Consider the following 17776-nt stretch of genomic DNA (forward strand, 5'->3'; position numbering starts at 1 on the left):
CGATCAATTTCCTTGGTGCTCTGGGGGCTAGGCTGGATCGTCGAAGGGTTYGCAGCTACGCTGTTGGTGACCCGGTGCTGCGCTCCGGCGCAGGCTACTGTGAATGCTGAGTGCCTGCTTTCGCAAGCGAACACCGCCCGCTTCTGGCAGGCAAGCGATCTCCACCAGTCGTGAGCCGGTCGGCTCTTACCGATCCCATACCTGTCGGTCGTCACGGGGGCACATCAATGGCCGTTTCCAAGGTACAACGTCCCTTGATGTCGGCATGGAAAGCGTCGCCAATTCGGCCGACGCAGACCTGGACGGTCGAATGATCGACCAAGATGCCACGCTCGGCCATCCTCTGTTCGAGATGACGCAGACCCAGTGCTGGCGCTGGCGGGCCGCTTGGGCTACTCTGCCGCATAGGCTTAAAGATCAACTACGGGCCGATCGCTCATGGCCCCGGCACACATCCGCCGTGTATCGTCGAACTGCCTTTCGCCTGCGCGGCCTGTGCACCGTGGCCGCATTGTGCGCCGCCACCGGCGCGGCATCCGCGCCGCTGTCGTTCATCGATCCGGAGGATGGCCAGTTCGACGCCAGCGACTACCTGCTCAACCACAAGGGCGCGCTGCCCGTGCCGATCGTCATTACGGAGCCGGCCGTCGGCTACGGGGCCGGATTCGGGCTGCTGTTTTTCTCGGAGTCGGTTGCGCAGGCGCGATCCGGCGAGAGCGGGCCGGCGCCGCCCAACATCACCTTTGCCGGGGGCCTCTATACCGAGAATGGCACGTGGGGCGCCTTCCTCGGGCATTTCCATACCTGGGATGGCGACCGCTACCGCTACCTCGGCGGCCTCGCCAAGGTCGACGCGCGACTGGACTATTTCGGCGTGCTCAATCAGCCGCGCGCCTACGAACTGAGCGGCGCGGGAACCGTCCAGCAGTTCCTGGCCCGTCTCGGCAACAGCCGCTGGTATGTCGGCCCGCGCTACGCCTACTTCGATGCCACCACCACGTTCAGGCACGGCAGCAGCGCGCCCGAACTGGGCGACATTTCGCGGGGCCAGCGCATCGGCATGGGCGCGCTGGTGGTGGATTACGACTCGCGCGACAACATCTTCTACCCGCGTCGCGGCACCTACGCCGAACTTGAGCTCCAGTTCGCCCGGCCCGGCCTGGGCAGCTCGAACAGCTTCGACCTGTACAACCTGCGCGGCTACCACTGGATGCCCATTGGCAACACGTTCGTGCTTGGCCTGAGGGGTGACGGCCGTATGTCGAGCGGCCAGACGCCGTTCTACGCACAGCCCTATGTCGATCTGCGCGGCGTGCAGAAGGGCCGCTACCAGGACCGCAACGCGCTGGTGGCGGAGGCCGAACTGCGCTGGAACGTCACCCCGCGCTGGAGCGTGCTGGGCTTCAGCGGGGTGGGCAAGGCATACGGCCACTGGCACAGCTTCGACGAGGCGCAGAACGTGGTCAGCGTCGGCGCCGGCTTCCGGTACCTGGTCGCCCGCAAGCTGGGCGTGGCGGTCGGGATCGACGTGGCCCACAGCAGGGACCAGAACGCCTTCTACATTCAGGTTGGCAGCGCCTGGCGTTAGCCAGGCTCAGGCCGTCCCGGCGAGCGCGCCATCGCGGGCTCAACCGACCCACCCGCGCGCAGACTTCGAACATTCCCTGGCGGAAGTAAGTAAGCCCTGACGAGATGGCTCTGGCCGGTCGAAGTTCTGCTATCTCCCATCTCCGGCCACATGACTGGTGTGAACTTGCTGCATGACGGCGGGTTCACAAGAGCCTATTGAGAGCTACACCAGCGAAGCAACGATTGCCGGCTCCGCATTGGAAGACCGCGTTGGCCGATCAAGTGACGTCGGCAGCCGGCGATTGAATGACTGTTTGCTTGAGTGGAACTGCCGCATAAATGTCCATGCGGAGCGTCAGACGAAAGTCTCTTCCTGGCCGATCTCGGAACTCGAAGGTCGCTCACCTGGGGCCCGCCGGCCGCCCGCGCAGTGAGCTTCCATACCCGACTGCGGACTCAACCGTTCATTCGACACCGCGCTGTCGTAAGGCCGGAAGCTTCGTGACGAAGCCACCTTCGACACCATCACCCAATGGTCGAGAATTGATTGGTCCCCGTTTGTTGTACGGCTCTGACATCCCACTTCGGCGTAAGCGGACTGAGGATGGTTCGTTGGTAGATTGCACGTTTCAGCGCTTTCGGACCGATGACACATGGCGATCTTCGGATGGGCTAGACAGGCATGCGCGAGTCTGGTGATCCTCCTGGAATGTAGCAATGCCGTCGGTGCGAGCGATACCTGTGCCCATTTCCTTGGAGAAGCGGTTCGGATCGACGCCCATGACACTGTTCCCACGCGTGGTAGGGAGGGCGCTGTGTTTCCCCGACCTCGGGCCATGCTCGCCAGGTAGTATCGCTGCGGGACGATTCTGGAGAGCGAATCCCCCACACACGGATACGACGGCGCTGAAAGAGGAGGTGCTGGCCTACTCAGCAGGCTCCCCGGCATTCGTTTCCCGGATCGCCGGCTATCGATGTGCGGATGGCCGGCTGCTCTATGCCACGATCCTTACCGATGCGCCAAGCAGACGAGGCTCTAGCTGCCCGTATCACCTAGACGGAGCCGAAGTGCGTTCACCAAGGCGTTGCAGATGCGCAGCAGCCCCCCCTTTGGTGAATTCTCGGGTCGAGGCAGACATAACGGCGATGGGTTCTGCAGAAACATCGCTTACGGTTTGTCACAACCTCATCGTCAACGCCAAATCAACGTGGATCGTTTTCACGGGTAAGCACGGCAACTTGCTGTGCCTCTAACCTCAAAGAAGGATTCATCATGAAGAAGCTGTTCGCCGCTGTCGCCTCCCTCGCCATCACCGGCGCCGCTTTCGCCCAAGGCGTTGCCCCGGCTCCCGCTGCTGCCCCGGCACCGGCCGCTGCGGTTGCGCAAGCCACTCCGGCTCCCGCTGCGAAGGCTTCCGCCAAGACCGCTACCCATAAGCACGCCACCGCGCACGCCAAGGCCACCAAGGTGAGCACGGCGAAGGCTGCTGCTCCGGCCGAAGCGAAGGCCACCCCCGTCGCGGCTGAGAAGGTCGTGACGACCCCCACCGCCACGAAGCAGTAAGGCGGCGTCAGCGAGGCGGGCGGAAGGGTAGTCGTTCGAGCCAAACCTTCCGCAAGCCTTCAGCGGCTTCTCAAGAAAGCAGCCGACCGATAGGTCGGCTGCTTTGTTCTTGGCTATCGCGATCGGTGACTTCTGTCCTGAACGTGATCGTGACGCCGGCTGCCAGGCGCGGCCGTTTGGGCTCTTACCCGGCGAGCGCCATCAAATCGCTCGCGTGGCAGACCAATTCATCCCAGTTCAGTGCGCCGTGTAATTGGGCCGCAAGATCGAGGCCACTCGCGAGGTGGGATGCGTAACTCTATGGCCAGGTTCTGGCCATGCAGATGGCCACAGCGACCGGCCCTGCCCGACCCCTAAGCGGTCCTTCAGTCTCGCCCAAGGTAAAGCCCATTAATAAACCTATTAGACACTTTTAGCCGCTCAAATCTTGCATCGCGTGTGGTTTTTGTGCAGACACGCAGGGGTGACCAGGATTTTTTAGTTATCGCCCGGTTTCTTCCGTTGAGATCGGGCCGCTGGCCGCCAATCCTGCCGGCGCCGAGCGCGGACCCAGCGCGCCGAGAACGCGAGACGAAAAATCCCCCGCTAGCATGCCTGGGGGGATTCGGACGTTGCTGTCTCAAGACACCGAGGGGCGTAGGTCACGCGTCCTCGGGCGTTGCTGTGACAAGTCCGGCGTCGCATCGCCGCCCGGGAGTGATTCCCGCACGCCTGAGGCTATGCGTAGGTTTGCGTAGTTTCAGGGAAGCGGAGCGTGCCCTGGGCAGGGCCGAGATAGACGAACCGCAGGTGGCCTTGAGTCGTGCAGCCTTGTTGGACGCGGCAGCAATCTTCAAGTCCCTGGCTTGATGGCTGCTTATGGCCGAACTCCGCCGTCGGCTCACCGTTCGAGGACCGACGGCGGTCATCGGTGGCTGCCGACCCAGAACGGACAACCCATTGGTCGTGGTAGAGTCGATCATCATTTTTTATCGCGTAGCCTTATGTCGTCACCCGTTGAACGTGGTCCGGTCGATTCAGCAGACCATCAACAGGGCATGGAAAGCGCCGCTGATGCGCGCAGTGTGACCATGCAGATTCCGGCAATTGTTCCAGCGCAAACCGCTCTGGTGGTCATGCATTATCAGACCGACATCCTGGCGTTATTTCCATCGGTCGCGCCCACTTTGCTTTCCAATACACGCAAGCTGTGTGACGCTGCGAGGGCCAAGGGCGTCAGCGTCTATTTCGCCAAGATCCACTTTCGTCCAGGCTATCCGGAAGTCAGTCCGTTGAACAGGAACGGGCAGGGAATCAAGCAACTTGGTCTTTTCGTCGACGACCAGATCTCGCCGGAACTCGGCCAACAGGCCACCGAACCGCTCATCATCGCGCATCGTGCCAGCGTGTTCTTTGGTACCGACCTGCAGGTGCGGCTTTCCGCGCAGGGTATCGATACCCTGCTCATGGTGGGCATTGCGTCGACCGGTGTGGTGCTGTCGTCGGTCGCGTACGCGAGCGATGCAGACTTCCGTTTGTTCACGGTCAAGGATTGCTGCTACGACCCAGATCAGGTCGTGCACGATCATCTTTTTTCAACGGCGTTCGATTCGCGCACAACGGTGCTCTCGCTCGTTGATGCCTTGCTGTTGCTTGCCTAGCATTTGCTGGCATTTCGTGTCGCCGGCGTACTGGCAGCTCACGATGGCCGTGAAGTCGACTGCTGACAAGGGCTATAAAGTCTCGGTCAAATATCCGTTCGACACGAGCTGGAGGGACCGGGAAATGCGGCTGCCCGCTTATCGGGCGATCTGTATCTGACCGCTGATGTCCGCCATCGACGGCGACAGGCCTCGTTCTATCAAGACGCAGGCTATTGTGTCTTTATACGGGGCCTCCCATTCAAACGCTTGATGGGGTTACATCCTGATGTGTTTATGAGAGAGACGGCTGATGACAGGCAATTGCCCGCGCCTCGACGAGGCGCACGAGCGACAGCAGCGTTTCGGTTGTGGGCAGCTTCATGTTTAAGCTATCGGCCGTGGCGACCGCTGCTCCATTAATCGCTTCGATCTCGGTGCGGCGCCCGGCCTGAACGTCCTGCAACATCGATGGCTTGTGCCCCTTGTGCTGAGCAATGGCGCCTGCGACATTGGCTTTGCACTTGGCTGGATTCACTTCGATACCGAGCCTCTGTGCGACCGACAGCACTTCAACGACGACTAGCTCTGCGAGGCGGCTACCTTCAGGCGTAGTACCGAGCTGATCGACTGTGCACCCAGTTACGGCGCAGATGCTGTTGAGCGCGGCGTTGAACGCGACCTTCTCCCAAATCGCAGCCCATACGGTGGCTTCCGAACTGCACTGGAGACCGGCGGCCGAGAGCGTCTCGGAGACCACGGAGACGATCGATCGGACGTTGCCGTCAGCGGCCATGAGTCTAACGATACCCTTGCCATGTGAGTGCACGTGGCCAGGCGCAACCATGTCGGCCGGCCAGGTGGTCACGCCGATGAGGATGCGCTCTGGCGAGACGAACTCGCTGATCTTCTCAACGTTGCCTAACCCGTTCTGCAGGGACAGCACATGGACATCCGGACCAATCAGGTGCTTGACGCCTTGGAGCGCGGCGCCAGTGTGCAGGGTCTTGGTAAAGATCACCAGCAACTCGGGTAGTTCCTGAGCTTCCCCAGGTCGGCAAATCTTGAGCGTCTTCACACGCCGATCGCTGTTGTCCGTGACCAATCGCAAGCCATCCGATTGGATTGCGCTGATGTGTGCATCGTTGATATCGATCAGAGTGACGTCATTGCCGCACTCAGCGAGCAAGCCGCCAAACATTGAGCCCATGGCGCCAGCGCCGACTATGGTAATTTTCATGATTTCCCTCAGAATTTCAGCTAGTGATTGCCACCGCGGAACTCGGCTTTAACAGCCCCTCACGCTTCGGGATGTGACGCGTGACGACAAGGAGCGCGAGCATCGCGAAGACCATCGCGGAGCCAAGTAGTGCGAGATAAGCCATGGCACCACCGGCCGTAATGACCGCTGCCCCTGCGAATGCACTGAGGATCGCACCCAGTCGTCCGAAGGCCAGCGCGGACGCGGTGCCGGTCGCTCTGACGCTGGTGGGGTACATGAACGCGCACAGCGCATACATGGTGGACTGCACTGCATTGACGAACATGCCATGCACACCGAAACCGAAGATCAACAGGTGCGTGTCGCGCCCGACATTCAGGGTCTGCATCGCGAATGCACTTGCGGCTGCACCGGCGCAGCACAGCACCAAGGGCCAACGTGACCCGAATCGCGTTATCGCAACAGCACAGACCAACGCGCCAATAACGCCTCCGAGATTGTAGGCGGTCAACCCCGAGCCAGCGACGGCCATCGACAATCCTTCTGATGCCAACATCGTCGGCAGCCAGCTAAAGGCGCCGTAGACGGCGGTAAGACACAGGAAGAACGCAGCCCAGGTTGCCAGAGTGTCGCGCGCCAGACCATCTGAGAACAGCGCGCCAAACCCGGCCCGCTCTTCTACGCCCTGTTCCGCGGCGTCGGTGTACGTTGCATTGGCGGCCATCGGATGGCCCATACGCCCTAGCAGCTTGCCCAACTCATCCCAGCGTGCCGGATGGCGTGCCAGGAATCGAGGCGTCTCTGGCAAGGTGAACAGAAGAATGATAGCCAGCGCAATTGGAAAAGTTCCACCGATAAAGAACAGTCCGCGCCAGCCGAATGCCGGCAGGATTTCACCGGCAAAGAGGCCCGCCAGCATGCCGCCGAGCGGCACGCACACAATCGTGGCCGTGACTGCGAGCGTCCTGCGGCGCGCCGGCGTGAACTCGGCCGTGACCGTGGTCGAACTCGGCAGTGCGCCACCAATGCCCAGGCCGGCGACAAACCTAAGTGCGGCCACGGTCAGGACATCGGGCGCGAGGCCAATGGCGCAGGTCGCTGCGCCGAAGACAAAGACGCTGGAGATGACCGCCATCCGACGTCCGAATCGGTCCGCGAACAGGCCTGCGCAGGCGCTGCCGATCCCCATGCCAATGAGGCCAGCGGCAACCGCTGGGGCGAAGGCGCTTCGCGTGATGTTCCACTCCTTGATCATCAACGGAATCGCGAAGCCGATGAGTTGACCATCAAAGCCGTCCATCACAATGGACATGGCTGCCAGGAAGACCACAATCTTTTGCATGGTCGTATAGGCGCCATCGTCGAGCAGACGACCGATATCGGCATTGCCCTTGAAGGGAACCGCTTGGGGGCTCATGCGCGTACTCCCAAGTTGCAGGTCGTGGGCAGCATGCGCTGGCATTGGCCGCGCGATGGAAAAGCTTGCGAGCCAACGGCTGACGGGGTTCGATCGATCATGTCTTGTCTCCTGATTGAGCGCTCTGGCGTCCGCGCGCCCTGGTAGTAGCAGTAGAGGTGTCCAACCTGTACGCCTGCCGGAAAACTGCTTTATCGAGAAAACGGCATTCCTCACCACATAGCTTTCGAACAGCCTCCGCCTCTTCCCGGGCGGTCTGACGGACTGAATCTCAGTCGTCGAGCGCGTCGAATGGCAAGCCGACATAGTTCTCGGCCAGCGCTGTCAAAGCAGCACGCGAGCCGGTTACGTAGTCGAGTTCGGCGACCTGCACCTTGTGCTGGAACTCGTCCGCGTTGGGGAAGCGATGCAGCATCGAGGTCATCCACCACGAGAAGCGTTGCGCTTTCCAGATGCGCCGCAGTGCGGTTTCGCTGTAGCGCTCGAGCAGATCCTGACGGCCGTTCTTGTAGAACTTGCCGATGGCCCTTGCGAGCACTCGTACGTCGGCCGCCGCGAGGTTCAGACCCTTGGCACCCGTGGGCGGCACTACGTGCGCCGCGTCTCCCGCCAGGAACAGGCGGCCGTACTGCATCGGCTCAGTCACGGAACTGCGCATGCCGACCACGGTCTTGCTGAATATCTGGCCCTCTTTGGGGGCCCAGCCGTCACGCGTTGCCAGGCGTTCGCGAAATTCACTCCAGATACGGTCGTCGGACCAGTTTTCAATTTTGTCGGTCGGCTCGCACTGCAAGTACATGCGTTGCACATCCGGCGAACGCGTACTGACGAGAGCAAAGCCCCTATCGCTTAAGGCGTAGATCAGTTCGTCTGATGACGGCGGTGCCTTGCACAGGATCCCGAGCCATCCGAAAGGATAGAGCCGCTCAAACCCGCTAAGCATGCCTTTCGGAATCGATGGGCGACTAACCCCTTGCGTGCCATCGCAGCCGGCGATGAAGTCGGCTTCAATTGTCTGCAGATTGCCGCCCCATTGACGAAATCGCACGCTCGGTGCCGTCGAGTCGAGGTCGTGGATGCTGACATCGGTCACTTCGAACCGAATGTCGCCACCCGTCGCCAGGCGCGCTTCCACCAAGTCCTTGATCACCTCGTGCTGTGCATAGACCATCACAGCCTTGCCACCAGTGAGTTCTGGAAAATCGATGCGGCGGTCAATGCCGTTGAAGCGCAGGATGGTTCCTTCGTGCCGAAAGCCCTCGCGCTCCATACGCGCGCCAACGCCAATCTCTTTCATGAGATCAATCGTGCCCTGCTCAAGCACGCCGGCGCGGATCGTGGCCTCGATGGCTTCGCGGCTGCGGGTTTCGAGGACAATCGACTCGATGCCTTGCAGGTGCAGGATGTGGGACAGCAGAAGCCCGGCCGGGCCGGCACCGATGATGGCAACTTGTGTTTTCATTCCGGTGTTTCGCTCAGAAGGGGTAGTGACGCGGGGTCGTTTGAACGGTCACCCATCGCAGATCGGTGAAGGCCTCGACACCGGCTTTCCCGCCGAAATGTCCAATGCCACTGCCCTTGACGCCGCCAAATGGCATCTGCGCTTCGTCGTGCACCGTGGGCCCGTTCACGTGGCAAATGCCGGACTCGATGCGTCCCGCTACCTGGATGGCGCGCGCCACATCACGGCCGAAGACCGCGGCTGCGAGGCCGTATTCGTTATCGTTGGCGCAAGCGACCGCCTCTTCCACGCCACTGACACGCACGATGCCTTTCACGGGGCCGAAAGCCTCCTCGCGGAAGATGCGCATGTCCGGCGTTACGTGGTCGAGCAGGGTCGCGGGCATCAGCGTGTCGTTCGCCTTGCCACCCGCCACGAGCTTCGCGCCTTTCATAAGCGCATCATCGATCAGTTCGTTGCAGCGTTTTGCCGTGCTCATGTCCACGACTGAGCCGAGAACCGCCGGGCCAAGACGCGGATCACCGAGCGGAAGACTCGATGCACGTGCGCTCAACCTGGCAACGAAATCATCGGCGATGGCCGAATCGACGACGATCCGCTCGGTCGACATGCAGATCTGTCCCGAATTGGCGAACGCACCGAACACGGCCGYGTTGACGGCAGCATCGACGTCGGCGTCGTCGAGGACGACCAGCGGCGCCTTGCCACCGAGTTCGAGAACCACGGGCTTCAGGTACTTCGCGCAGGTTGCGGCAATGAGCTTGCCCACGTGGGTTGATCCCGTGAAGTTCACTCGTCGCACAGCCGGGTGCGAAATCATGGCCTCCACTACAGCAGCCGCGTCGGCCGGCGCATTGGTGACAAAGTTCACCACGCCCTTGGGTAGCCCGGCCTCTTGCAGCGCCTCGATGATGAGGCCGTGTGTCGCCGGACAGATCTCGCTGCCTTTGAGCACCACCGTATTGCCACAAGCCAGTGGCGTCGCGATGGCCCGTACAGCCAGGATCACGGGCGCGTTCCAGGGAGCGATGCCCAAAACGACTCCCGCAGGCTGTCGTACACCCATGGCGAGGTTGCCCGGCACGTCGGAAGGAATGATCTCGCCGCCGATCTGCGTGGTCAGCGATGCGGCCTCGAGAAGCATACCGGCCGCAAGGTGAACGTTGAAGCCTGCCCAGATCGCCGACGCGCCGGTCTCGGACGCTATTGCAGCCGCGAATGCCTCGGCTTTCGCTTCGAGCGCTTGTGCGGCCCTCGTCAGCATCGTTCTACGCTCGGTTGGGCCCGTGTGCGACCAGGTCTTGAAGGCCGCGGCGGCAGCGTCGACGGCCGCGACCGCGTCTTCCTCGGTGGCCGCGGGCGCGACCGTCGCAACGCTGCCGTCAAGCGGATTGCGCCGCTCGAAGGTGGCGCCATTGCGGGCCTGGACTTGCTCACCGTTGATCAGCATCGAAATCTTCATTGGTTTGTCTCCGGAAGGTCTTGTATGGAAGCGGGAGTGGGCGGTGTGTTCAGGCGACCTGAACCTCCACGACGTTTGGCGCCTTGCCGGCCAGGGCARGGTCGAGCACCGTCCGCAAATCGCCGGAATCGCTGACGAGTGTGGCGGCGCATCCCATGCCCTTTGCCAGCGACAGGAAATCGATGTCGGGCAGTTCCGTTCCCTGAACGACATCGGTTGCGGAGAACCCGAACACGGGCGCGAAATCTTGTAGCGCAGCGTACCGACGGTTGTTCAGGATCACGAAAGTGATCGGCAGCTTGAGTTGCGCTGCGGTCCACAGCGCCTGTATCGAGTACATGCTGGAACCGTCGCCCATCAGGCAGATGACGCGGCTGCCCGGTTTGCCGAGCGCTACGCCCACTGCTGCCGGCATGCCGTAGCCGAGACCGCCGCTGTCCATCGTGAAGAAAGTTTCGCTGCGGGTGATTGGCAGATAGGCTTGCATCACCGGGCGGGCGCTCGGTGCTTCCTCGACCACGATGTCCTCGGGCGCTTTTACTTCCGCCAACGTCTGAAGGACATAGGCAACCGACATCAACGGCGAAGGCTCTGCCTTTGGCGCGCTGATCTTGGCCGGCGGCGAGGCTCGAATCTGGGGCGCCGGGCGGGCGAGCAGATCAAGAACTCCAAGGCGGATGCTGCCGACAGCCGACATTCCAACCGGCGTCCAAGCCGCGGTATCCGGGTCCTCAGTTAGCTGGCACAACGTAGCTCCGCTTGGGATGTGTGGTCCCGCGCCTTCGACGTGATACGCGAACGCGGGCGCACCAATGGCCAGGATCAGGTCATGGTCACCGAGCAGTTCGACGATCCGCTCGCGCATTGCGGGCAGGAAGCCAGCGAACAACCGATGATCTTCGGGGAAACTACACCGGCCCGACATCGGCGCTGCCCACACGCGGGCGTTGTGCGCCTCAGCAAGAGCAACGACCTCGTTCCACGCGTTGTCCCGATCGATTGCGGCACCTACGACGATCGCCGGTCGATGACTTGCATCTAGCGCGTCGCCGATTTGTGCCAGAACGGCAGGCTGCGGGCGAAGTTCCGTACTCACAACCCTTGCCGGCACGAACTCTGCTGGTTGGTCCCAGTCGTCTACCGGCACCGACACGAGCACGGGGCCACGCGGCGGCATCATCGCGATGTAGTACGCCCGCGCGATGGCCTTTGGCACGTCTTGAGCGCGCGCAGGCTCGATGCTCCATTTCACATAGGGCTTGGGGAGTTCAGTGGCTTGGGCGGAAGACAGGAATGGGTCGAAAGGGAGGATCGAACGCGCTTGCTGGCCTGCCGTGATGACCATCGGCGTGCGATTTCTATGAGCCGTAAAGATGTTGCCCATCGCATTGCCCACGCCTGCTGCCGAATGCAAGTTCACGAAGGAAGCATTTCGCGTTGCCTGGGCGTAGCCATCCGCGATGCCGACCACGGTAGCCTCCTGCAAACCCAGCACGTAGCGGAAGTCGCTTGGGAAATCGCGAAACATCGGGAGCTCAGTCGAACCGGGGTTCGCGAACACGGATGTCATGCCGAAACGACGCATGAGGTCGATGACGGCGTCGCGAACGGTGACGGTGCTGGGTTGCTTGGCTGCTTCGACGACGGCGAGTGGTACGGGTCCGGTCATTTCGCGCTTTCCTTCTGTTGTGCGCTGGACGGGTCGCAGCGCTTGTCTCGATGGCGCAAGTGTGAAAGCTCATCACTCTCATGAAAATTGCTTTTTTGAGAGAAAGTCATTACCGTTAGGCATGACTTTCGATCTCCAATATCTTGTCGCCTTCAACGCCATCGTTTCGTCCGGAAGCCTTGGTCGCGCGGCTGACGCCTTGAATGTGACGCAGCCGGCTCTTAGTCGCACGATTCGCCGGCTCGAGGAGCAGGTTGGCGCACCTCTGTTCGAGCGTCACTCAAAGGGGATGCAGTTGACGGATGTGGGCAGGGCGTTGCAGCCCCACGCGCTCCTTTTGCAGCGCGAGTCTGAGCATGCGAGTGAGGACATCAAGGCGATGCTGGGCTTGGCAAAAGGAACGATTCGCGTCGGCGCAGTCGGCAGCATCGCCTGCCTGGTGCTTCCATTGGCAATCGGCAGCACATGCAAGAAGTGGCCAAATCTTCAAGTCCAGATCATCGAAGGAGTCTGGGATCGCCTTGCTGATGCGCTTGTCTCGCACGAAATCGATCTGGCGCTGGGGGCCGACATTGAGGACACTGACGAAATCGTCGCTGTCAAGGATTGCCGTTGGGAGGACACCAGCTACGTGGTTGCTGGTCGGCGCCATCCTTTGCGAAAAAAACCAAATCTCAAGCTCGTTGATACGCTGCAAGAGCGTTGGGTCATGCTTCCGAAGGGAACCGCGCCTTTCGAGCATATGAAGAAGGTGTTTTCGCGACAGAACCTGGCCTTGCCCAACGTCGTCGTCGAGACACGCTCCGTCACTGCGCTCAAGAGCTTGATTGGCCGTTCAGGTYTCCTCGGCTGGATGCCCGAGCCCATGTACGACGCCGAGCGCAAGGCGGGACTCATCGACGCTCTGGAGATACCGGGCGCCAGCGACAAGAGAGTTCTGACTGCATTCCGTCGAAGGGCCGGCATGCTGCCCGGTCCTTCGATCAAGCTTCTCGAGGAACTGCGCGCTCTAACGGCGCAACTATCATGATTGTCGTGGCGCTGGGTCAGGCCGGTCTCTGTCGGATGCCCTGCGCGAAGCCGCGGCCGTCTCTGACCGACCCTTTACCGACATACTGGATCCGATTTCGATGTGTCTGTTCACTGGCAGAGAGCGGGCGTTCATCACCTTCAGCAGATCGTCATCGAAAGTATGGTTATCTCGCAGCCTGGAACAAGGCGAGGATGCTCCTGCATCGCTTCTCGGCATCCTGAGAAGCTGCTCATTATTTCCATGACGCTGAAGAAGGACACGTAGGTGTGCGGGTCGTCTAGCCGAGCGGTTCCTTGCACGGCAATGCCCCTTCTGGCAAGGTTACGATTGCCAGCCGATTGCCGATCGCCCACCGATTGACCAATCGGTGTCTCACATCAAAAGGAAACCTGACCTGTCGCTGCTGCAACCATCCGCCCGACGCGATCTGCTGATCTTGTGGCTATCTATCACTGTGGCCGCTTTTGTGCTGGGGTGGCTGCTGCTGCTATTGAGTCGCCAAGGCGCCGGCCCCCAGATTGCGCGTGCGCGCCAACTTACCTCGATCAGTTGCCAGACCCTGCAGGCCGGCGCAGCACGCGTTCGCCAGCAACTTCCATCAGAGGACGATCGACGCGAATCCATGGACCTGGCTGCGGCGCAGGCGGTGCTCGATCTGGCGCTGCACGACCAGCCGGGCATGGAAGGCGGTTACTGGCGCGCGAATGCAGGGGTGGTGGCCTACGCCTTCCCGACCTACTAGCTGCTGCAATTCAGGGTTTTCAGTGCGATCCGCATATATGAAGCTAGCCTAGATCTTGACCTCCCGAAAAAAATGAAGGGAAGTCAAGATATGCGTGATTACACGGCTGTCGAATGGTTACTTGACCGCCGGAAAGTCCAGAGTCGTATCGTTGACGCGATTGAAGATGTTGGTCGTCAGAATCGCAGTGACTGCGAGAATCGATTCAGTGACTTGCGAATCGGTATAGCCAGCCCGGCGTACGTTATCCAGGCTGCTCTGCGGAACGGTACCGGTTGTGCGAACGAGGGTCAGTACGAACTTTACGAGCGCGTCGAGTTTTGCATCAGAGCTCAATCCGCCGGCGCGCAGTTCAAGCATCTGTTCAGCAGTAAAACCCGCCATTTTGCCGGTCAAAGTATGTGCTGCGAGGCAATAGTCGCAACCGCTGTTTTCGCTAATAGCAAGGTTGATTGCTTCCAGCTCTTTCGCAGAAAGCTCGCCGCTGGATTTCAAGGCTGCGTTTGTCGCCAACAACGATTGGAGCACGACGGGAGATTGCGAACCAATGCTCGCGTACGCGTTCGGAACCTTCCCTAGGCCGCGTTTGATGTTGGCGAACAGTTCCGCAGTCAGGCCGGTGGCGGACGTGATATCGATCGTGGACATACGAGTCATTTGGATTCCTTTAGTAAGGTTAAGCTACGGGGATGGGGTTCTCGGCGAGGGACTGGTTGAACTGGTCGACCAACGCGTGTTCCTGGGAACCAGGGTTGTTGCGCAGCGGCATCGCGACATCCACCACCACCTCGGTGGTGGCGGTCTCGAGCTTCCACATCGTTTCACCGATAAATGCAGGCAGCGGCATGGCGCGTGGGACGGGAGGCAGTCGATTTTTCACAACTAGCTCTACCCTAACGACGACAAGGCCGTGTTCGAAGATAATTCGCCAAACATTGCTTTCGCCTCAGCGTAACAATCGTTCGCTAGCGCAATAGTGTTTCGTTGGTAGACTTTTTCGGACGTGAGGCCGAGGGTTGGCGAAAGCGAGGAAACGGAAAGTAGGGGTAGAAGCGTGAACCGATGGATGAGATTCTTTGTCGCTGCGGGACCTGTCAGTTTTTTTGTGTGCAGGGCAGTTAAAGGCTCACTATCATTTCGACCGGTGAGCCGGCATTATCTCAACGATGTGGATGGGTGAACCGTTCCTCATAGTGGATCGCAAACTGGTTCATGGCAGCCTTCCAGTCATGCGTTGAACTGCCCCACTTCCCCGTGATGTTGCGCAGGGCCAGCCACAGTAGCTTGGTCGCCGCCTCGTCGCTGGGGAAGTGGCCCCGCGTCTTGATGATCTTGCGCAACTGCGCATTGATGCTCTCAATGGCGTTGGTAACCGGCATGATAGGAGCCGGTGCCCCTCCTCCTCACCGAGTAACTTGGTGTATGGTTAGACCATCCGGGACAGGGGCACCGGGGAGCACTTCGGGTGGGCAGGCCGTTCATATACGTTGAGCCGCGAGCTCGTGTTAGTAGTTGGCCGCCCCTGCGACCCGCCCGGTTGCGCTGCGAGCGCGAATCCGTAGTTGTCGTGCTGTCCCACCGGCTCCCATTTGCGATGTTTCCCATGGGAGACGCCAATGCGAGTGATAGGACTGGATGTATCGCGATCGGTAGCTGAGATCGCCTATCTGGAGAATGGCCTGCTGCGCGCCGGTGGGCGCGTCGGACTGCGACGCGATGAGCTGGAGCGCTTTGCCGCCAAGCTAAAGCCCGACGACCACGTGGTACTCGAGGCGACCGGCAATACGATCGCTATTGCGAATGTGTTGAGAGGCCATGTCGGCAGGGTGATCGTCGCCAACCCGCTGCAAGTCCGTCTGATTGCGGAAGCCCGCGTGAAGACGGATAAGATCGATGCGACGATCCTCGCGCAACTCTATGCGAGTGGCTTCCTGCCCGAGGTTTGGATTCCAGACGAGACCACGCAAGCGATGCGGCGGCAGGTGTCGCGTCGAGCCCAGATCGTGCGGCAGCGGACGCGGCTCAAGAATGAGATTCACGCCGTCCTTGCCGCACATCTCATCGAGCGGTGTCCGGCGACAGACCTGTTTGGCAAGAAAGGGCGGGCCTGGCTGAGCTGGCAGCAGCTACCCACGGATGAGCGCATCGGGATCGACCAGCGGTTGCATGAGCTGGACCGGCTGGCAGAGAATCTGCAGGAGGTCGAGCGCATCCTGGCCCAATCCGCTATTCAGGACGACAGGCTGCGCAAGCTCCTGACCATCACCGGCGTCAACACCACCGTTGCGATCGGCTTGCTCTCCGCCATCGGCGATATTGCTCGCTTTCGCTCGCCGGAGAAATTGGTCAGCTACTTTGGCCTCAATCCTTCGGTCTACCAATCCGGCTCGCACCCAGCAAAGCACGGACACATCAGCAAGCGCGGACGCTCCTACGCGCGTGCCATGCTAGTTGAGGCTGCCTGGGCCGCAGCGCAAACGGCCGGCCCCATTCGTGCCTTCTTCTTGCGCATCCGGGATCATCGCGGTCAGCAGATCGCGGCTGTTGCCACCGCGCGCAAGCTGGCAATAATCGTCTGGCACGTCCTCACGCGTAACGAATCCTTCGCGTGGGATCGCCCAGCGCTGACAGCGCGAAAGACCCGTGAGTTGGAATTGCAGGCAGGCCTGCCTCCTGCGCGCCGCGGTAGCCGCAAGGGGTCTGCCGCCGCCTACAATCTGAAGTCCGTCCGGGATCTGGAGCGTGCAGTTGGAGAGCAAGCCGAGCAGGCTTACCAACGCCTGTTCTCGCGCTGGAAGCAAGCGCGACCGCAGGGTGCGGTTCGCGCTCCCTGGCCACCGATACGGACGCCATGAACGGCGGAGATTGCCGCGGGGGCTTGTCAACTTCATCCGTCGTGTAGATGATCTTGCGGATCGCCGGCGGGAACATAAAGAATGGGATCACCTGGTCCCAGGCGCGACGCCAGGACGCGGCGATCGGGCGTACCGCTTGCCCCATTCCCCTTGCTCGAAGGCCGCCAATTCGGCCAGCGCAACCTCCACGGTGGGCGCGGTGTACACGGGCTTGAGAGCCGCTGCGACGGCCCGGCGCTCCTTCCAACTGGCGTACTCCAGGCTGTTTCGGATCAGATGCACGATGCAGGTCTGCAGCGTCGTGTCCGGGAACACCGCATTCAGGGCCTGCTCCATGCCCTTGAGCCCGTCAGTCACCGCAATCAGGATGTCCTGCGTGCCACGGGTCTTCAGGTCATTAAACACCTTCATCCAGAACTTGGCGCCTTCGGTGGTTTCGATCCACAGGCCCAGGATGTCGCGCGTGCCGTCTGGCAGTACGCCCAAGGCCAGGTAGACGGCCTTGTTGCGCACCACGCCGTCCTCGCGCATCTTGACCCGCAGCGCATCGAAGAACACCACCGGGTACATCACCTCCAGCGGGCGGCCCTGCCAGGCGGTGACCTCGTCCATGACCGCGTCGGTTACCGAGCTGATGAACTCCGGTGAGACCTCGGTCCCGTATTGTTCGGCCAGAAACGCCTGGATCTCGCGCACGGTCATGCCACGGGCATACATGGCGATGATCTTGTCATCGAACCCGGTGAAGCGCCGCTCGTGCTTGGGAATCAGGATCGGATCGAAGCTGCCGTCGCGATCGCGTGGGATGTCTACGCGCAACGGGCCGTCTTCGGTCAGCACGGTCTTGGCACTCCTGCCGTTGCGCTGGTTGGCCGTGCCGGCCGGACGCTCGGCGCCCGGCGAGTAGCCCAGATGATGGCCTAGCTCGGCGCCCAAAGCTCGTTCGATCAAGGCCTTCTTGAACGCCATCGAAGCGTCCTGGACCGCCTCGGCAGTCATCGGGCCCTTCACGAAATGGGCGATCAAGTCCTCGGGGATGGTGGGCAGCTCACGGTCAGCGGCCCGGCTCGTCTTGGTTTTGCGTGGCATGACATGCTCCTTGGCGACATGTTATGCCCCAAACACAAAATTTCTGACAGGTCCTCGCTGCGGGGTGGATACT

13 protein-coding genes and 2 pseudogenes are annotated in these 17776 nt (G+C 61.1%); 6 read left to right on the forward strand and 9 right to left on the reverse strand.

What is annotated here, in order from left to right:
* Positions 1-484 precede the first annotated feature (484 nt).
* The 3 genes from AC1DK4_RS33015 to AC1DK4_RS33025 all read left to right on the forward strand — a co-directional run bounded on the left by AC1DK4_RS33015 (position 485) and on the right by AC1DK4_RS33025 (position 4773).
* Positions 485-1588, forward strand: a complete 1104-nt coding sequence (locus tag AC1DK4_RS33015) for a BamA/TamA family outer membrane protein (RefSeq protein WP_441614354.1) — start codon at positions 485-487, stop codon at positions 1586-1588.
* Positions 1589-2842: 1254 nt separating this feature from the next.
* A complete protein-coding gene (locus AC1DK4_RS33020) occupies positions 2843-3133 on the forward strand; it encodes a hypothetical protein (RefSeq protein ID WP_441614156.1) in 291 nt (96 codons plus the stop codon).
* Between the two features lie 1037 nt (positions 3134-4170).
* Positions 4171-4773 carry a cysteine hydrolase family protein gene (locus AC1DK4_RS33025; protein WP_441614155.1) on the forward strand — a complete coding sequence of 201 codons (603 nt, stop codon included), beginning with the start codon at positions 4171-4173 and terminating at the stop codon, positions 4771-4773.
* 274 nt (positions 4774-5047) lie between these two features.
* Here the strand turns inward: AC1DK4_RS33025 and AC1DK4_RS33030 are convergent, their stop codons facing one another.
* The 5 genes from AC1DK4_RS33030 to mdlC form a co-directional block, all read right to left on the reverse strand.
* Entirely contained in the window at positions 5048-5992 is a 945-nt protein-coding gene (locus AC1DK4_RS33030) for a ketopantoate reductase family protein (RefSeq protein WP_441614154.1), read from the reverse strand.
* A 16-nt stretch (positions 5993-6008) separates the two neighbouring features.
* Positions 6009-7391: an MFS transporter gene (locus AC1DK4_RS33035; protein ID WP_441614153.1), complete on the reverse strand. Its 1383-nt coding sequence runs from the start codon at positions 7389-7391 to the stop codon at positions 6009-6011.
* 271 nt (positions 7392-7662) lie between these two features.
* The gene (gene pobA, locus AC1DK4_RS33040; RefSeq protein WP_441614152.1) at positions 7663-8853 is read right to left on the reverse strand and encodes a 4-hydroxybenzoate 3-monooxygenase; all 1191 of its coding nucleotides are present in this window, start codon (positions 8851-8853) and stop codon (positions 7663-7665) included.
* Positions 8854-8866: 13 nt separating this feature from the next.
* Positions 8867-10315, reverse strand: coding sequence for an aldehyde dehydrogenase (locus tag AC1DK4_RS33045; RefSeq protein ID WP_477132028.1), 1449 nt, complete (start codon positions 10313-10315; stop codon positions 8867-8869).
* Between the two features lie 49 nt (positions 10316-10364).
* Positions 10365-11984, reverse strand: a complete 1620-nt coding sequence (gene mdlC / locus AC1DK4_RS33050) for a benzoylformate decarboxylase (RefSeq protein WP_477132029.1) — start codon at positions 11982-11984, stop codon at positions 10365-10367.
* 121 nt (positions 11985-12105) lie between these two features.
* On the opposite strand from mdlC, the gene AC1DK4_RS33055 reads away from it, so the two are divergent.
* The gene (locus AC1DK4_RS33055) at positions 12106-13014 is read left to right on the forward strand and encodes a LysR family transcriptional regulator (RefSeq protein WP_477132030.1); all 909 of its coding nucleotides are present in this window, start codon (positions 12106-12108) and stop codon (positions 13012-13014) included.
* Positions 13015-13384: 370 nt separating this feature from the next.
* A complete protein-coding gene (locus AC1DK4_RS33060) occupies positions 13385-13759 on the forward strand; it encodes a hypothetical protein (RefSeq protein ID WP_441614148.1) in 375 nt (124 codons plus the stop codon).
* Between the two features lie 117 nt (positions 13760-13876).
* Here AC1DK4_RS33060 and AC1DK4_RS33065 read toward each other — a convergent pair whose 3' ends face one another.
* The 3 genes and pseudogenes from AC1DK4_RS33065 to AC1DK4_RS33075 form a co-directional block, all read right to left on the reverse strand.
* The gene (locus AC1DK4_RS33065) at positions 13877-14416 is read right to left on the reverse strand and encodes a carboxymuconolactone decarboxylase family protein (RefSeq protein ID WP_441614147.1); all 540 of its coding nucleotides are present in this window, start codon (positions 14414-14416) and stop codon (positions 13877-13879) included.
* Positions 14417-14435: 19 nt separating this feature from the next.
* Positions 14436-14639: a hypothetical protein gene (locus AC1DK4_RS33070; protein WP_441614146.1), complete on the reverse strand. Its 204-nt coding sequence runs from the start codon at positions 14637-14639 to the stop codon at positions 14436-14438.
* A 280-nt stretch (positions 14640-14919) separates the two neighbouring features.
* Positions 14920-15141: pseudogene (locus AC1DK4_RS33075) on the reverse strand (transposase); the annotation flags it as partial.
* A 234-nt stretch (positions 15142-15375) separates the two neighbouring features.
* Here AC1DK4_RS33075 and AC1DK4_RS33080 point away from each other — a divergent pair.
* Positions 15376-16614, forward strand: coding sequence for an IS110 family RNA-guided transposase (locus tag AC1DK4_RS33080; protein WP_441614145.1), 1239 nt, complete (start codon positions 15376-15378; stop codon positions 16612-16614).
* Between the two features lie 25 nt (positions 16615-16639).
* Here AC1DK4_RS33080 and AC1DK4_RS33085 read toward each other — a convergent pair.
* Positions 16640-17703: pseudogene (locus tag AC1DK4_RS33085) on the reverse strand (IS256 family transposase); the annotation flags it as partial.
* Positions 17704-17776: the final 73 nt, after the last annotated feature.

The organism is Cupriavidus sp. 05N38 (assembly GCF_056397345.1).

Bases quoted from the DNA above. Each gene is read 5' to 3' on its own strand.
- AC1DK4_RS33025 (WP_441614155.1), top strand. From the start codon at position 4,171: ATGGAAAGCGCCGCTGATGCGCGCAGTGTGACCATGCAGATTCCGGCA.
- AC1DK4_RS33065 (WP_441614147.1), bottom strand. From the start codon at position 14,416: ATGACTCGTATGTCCACGATCGATATCACGTCCGCCACCGGCCTGACT.
- AC1DK4_RS33020 (WP_441614156.1), top strand. From the start codon at position 2,843: ATGAAGAAGCTGTTCGCCGCTGTCGCCTCCCTCGCCATCACCGGCGCC.
- AC1DK4_RS33035 (WP_441614153.1), bottom strand. From the start codon at position 7,391: ATGAGCCCCCAAGCGGTTCCCTTCAAGGGCAATGCCGATATCGGTCGT.
- AC1DK4_RS33030 (WP_441614154.1), bottom strand. From the start codon at position 5,992: ATGAAAATTACCATAGTCGGCGCTGGCGCCATGGGCTCAATGTTTGGC.
- pobA (WP_441614152.1), bottom strand. From the start codon at position 8,853: ATGAAAACACAAGTTGCCATCATCGGTGCCGGCCCGGCCGGGCTTCTG.
- AC1DK4_RS33080 (WP_441614145.1), top strand. From the start codon at position 15,376: ATGCGAGTGATAGGACTGGATGTATCGCGATCGGTAGCTGAGATCGCC.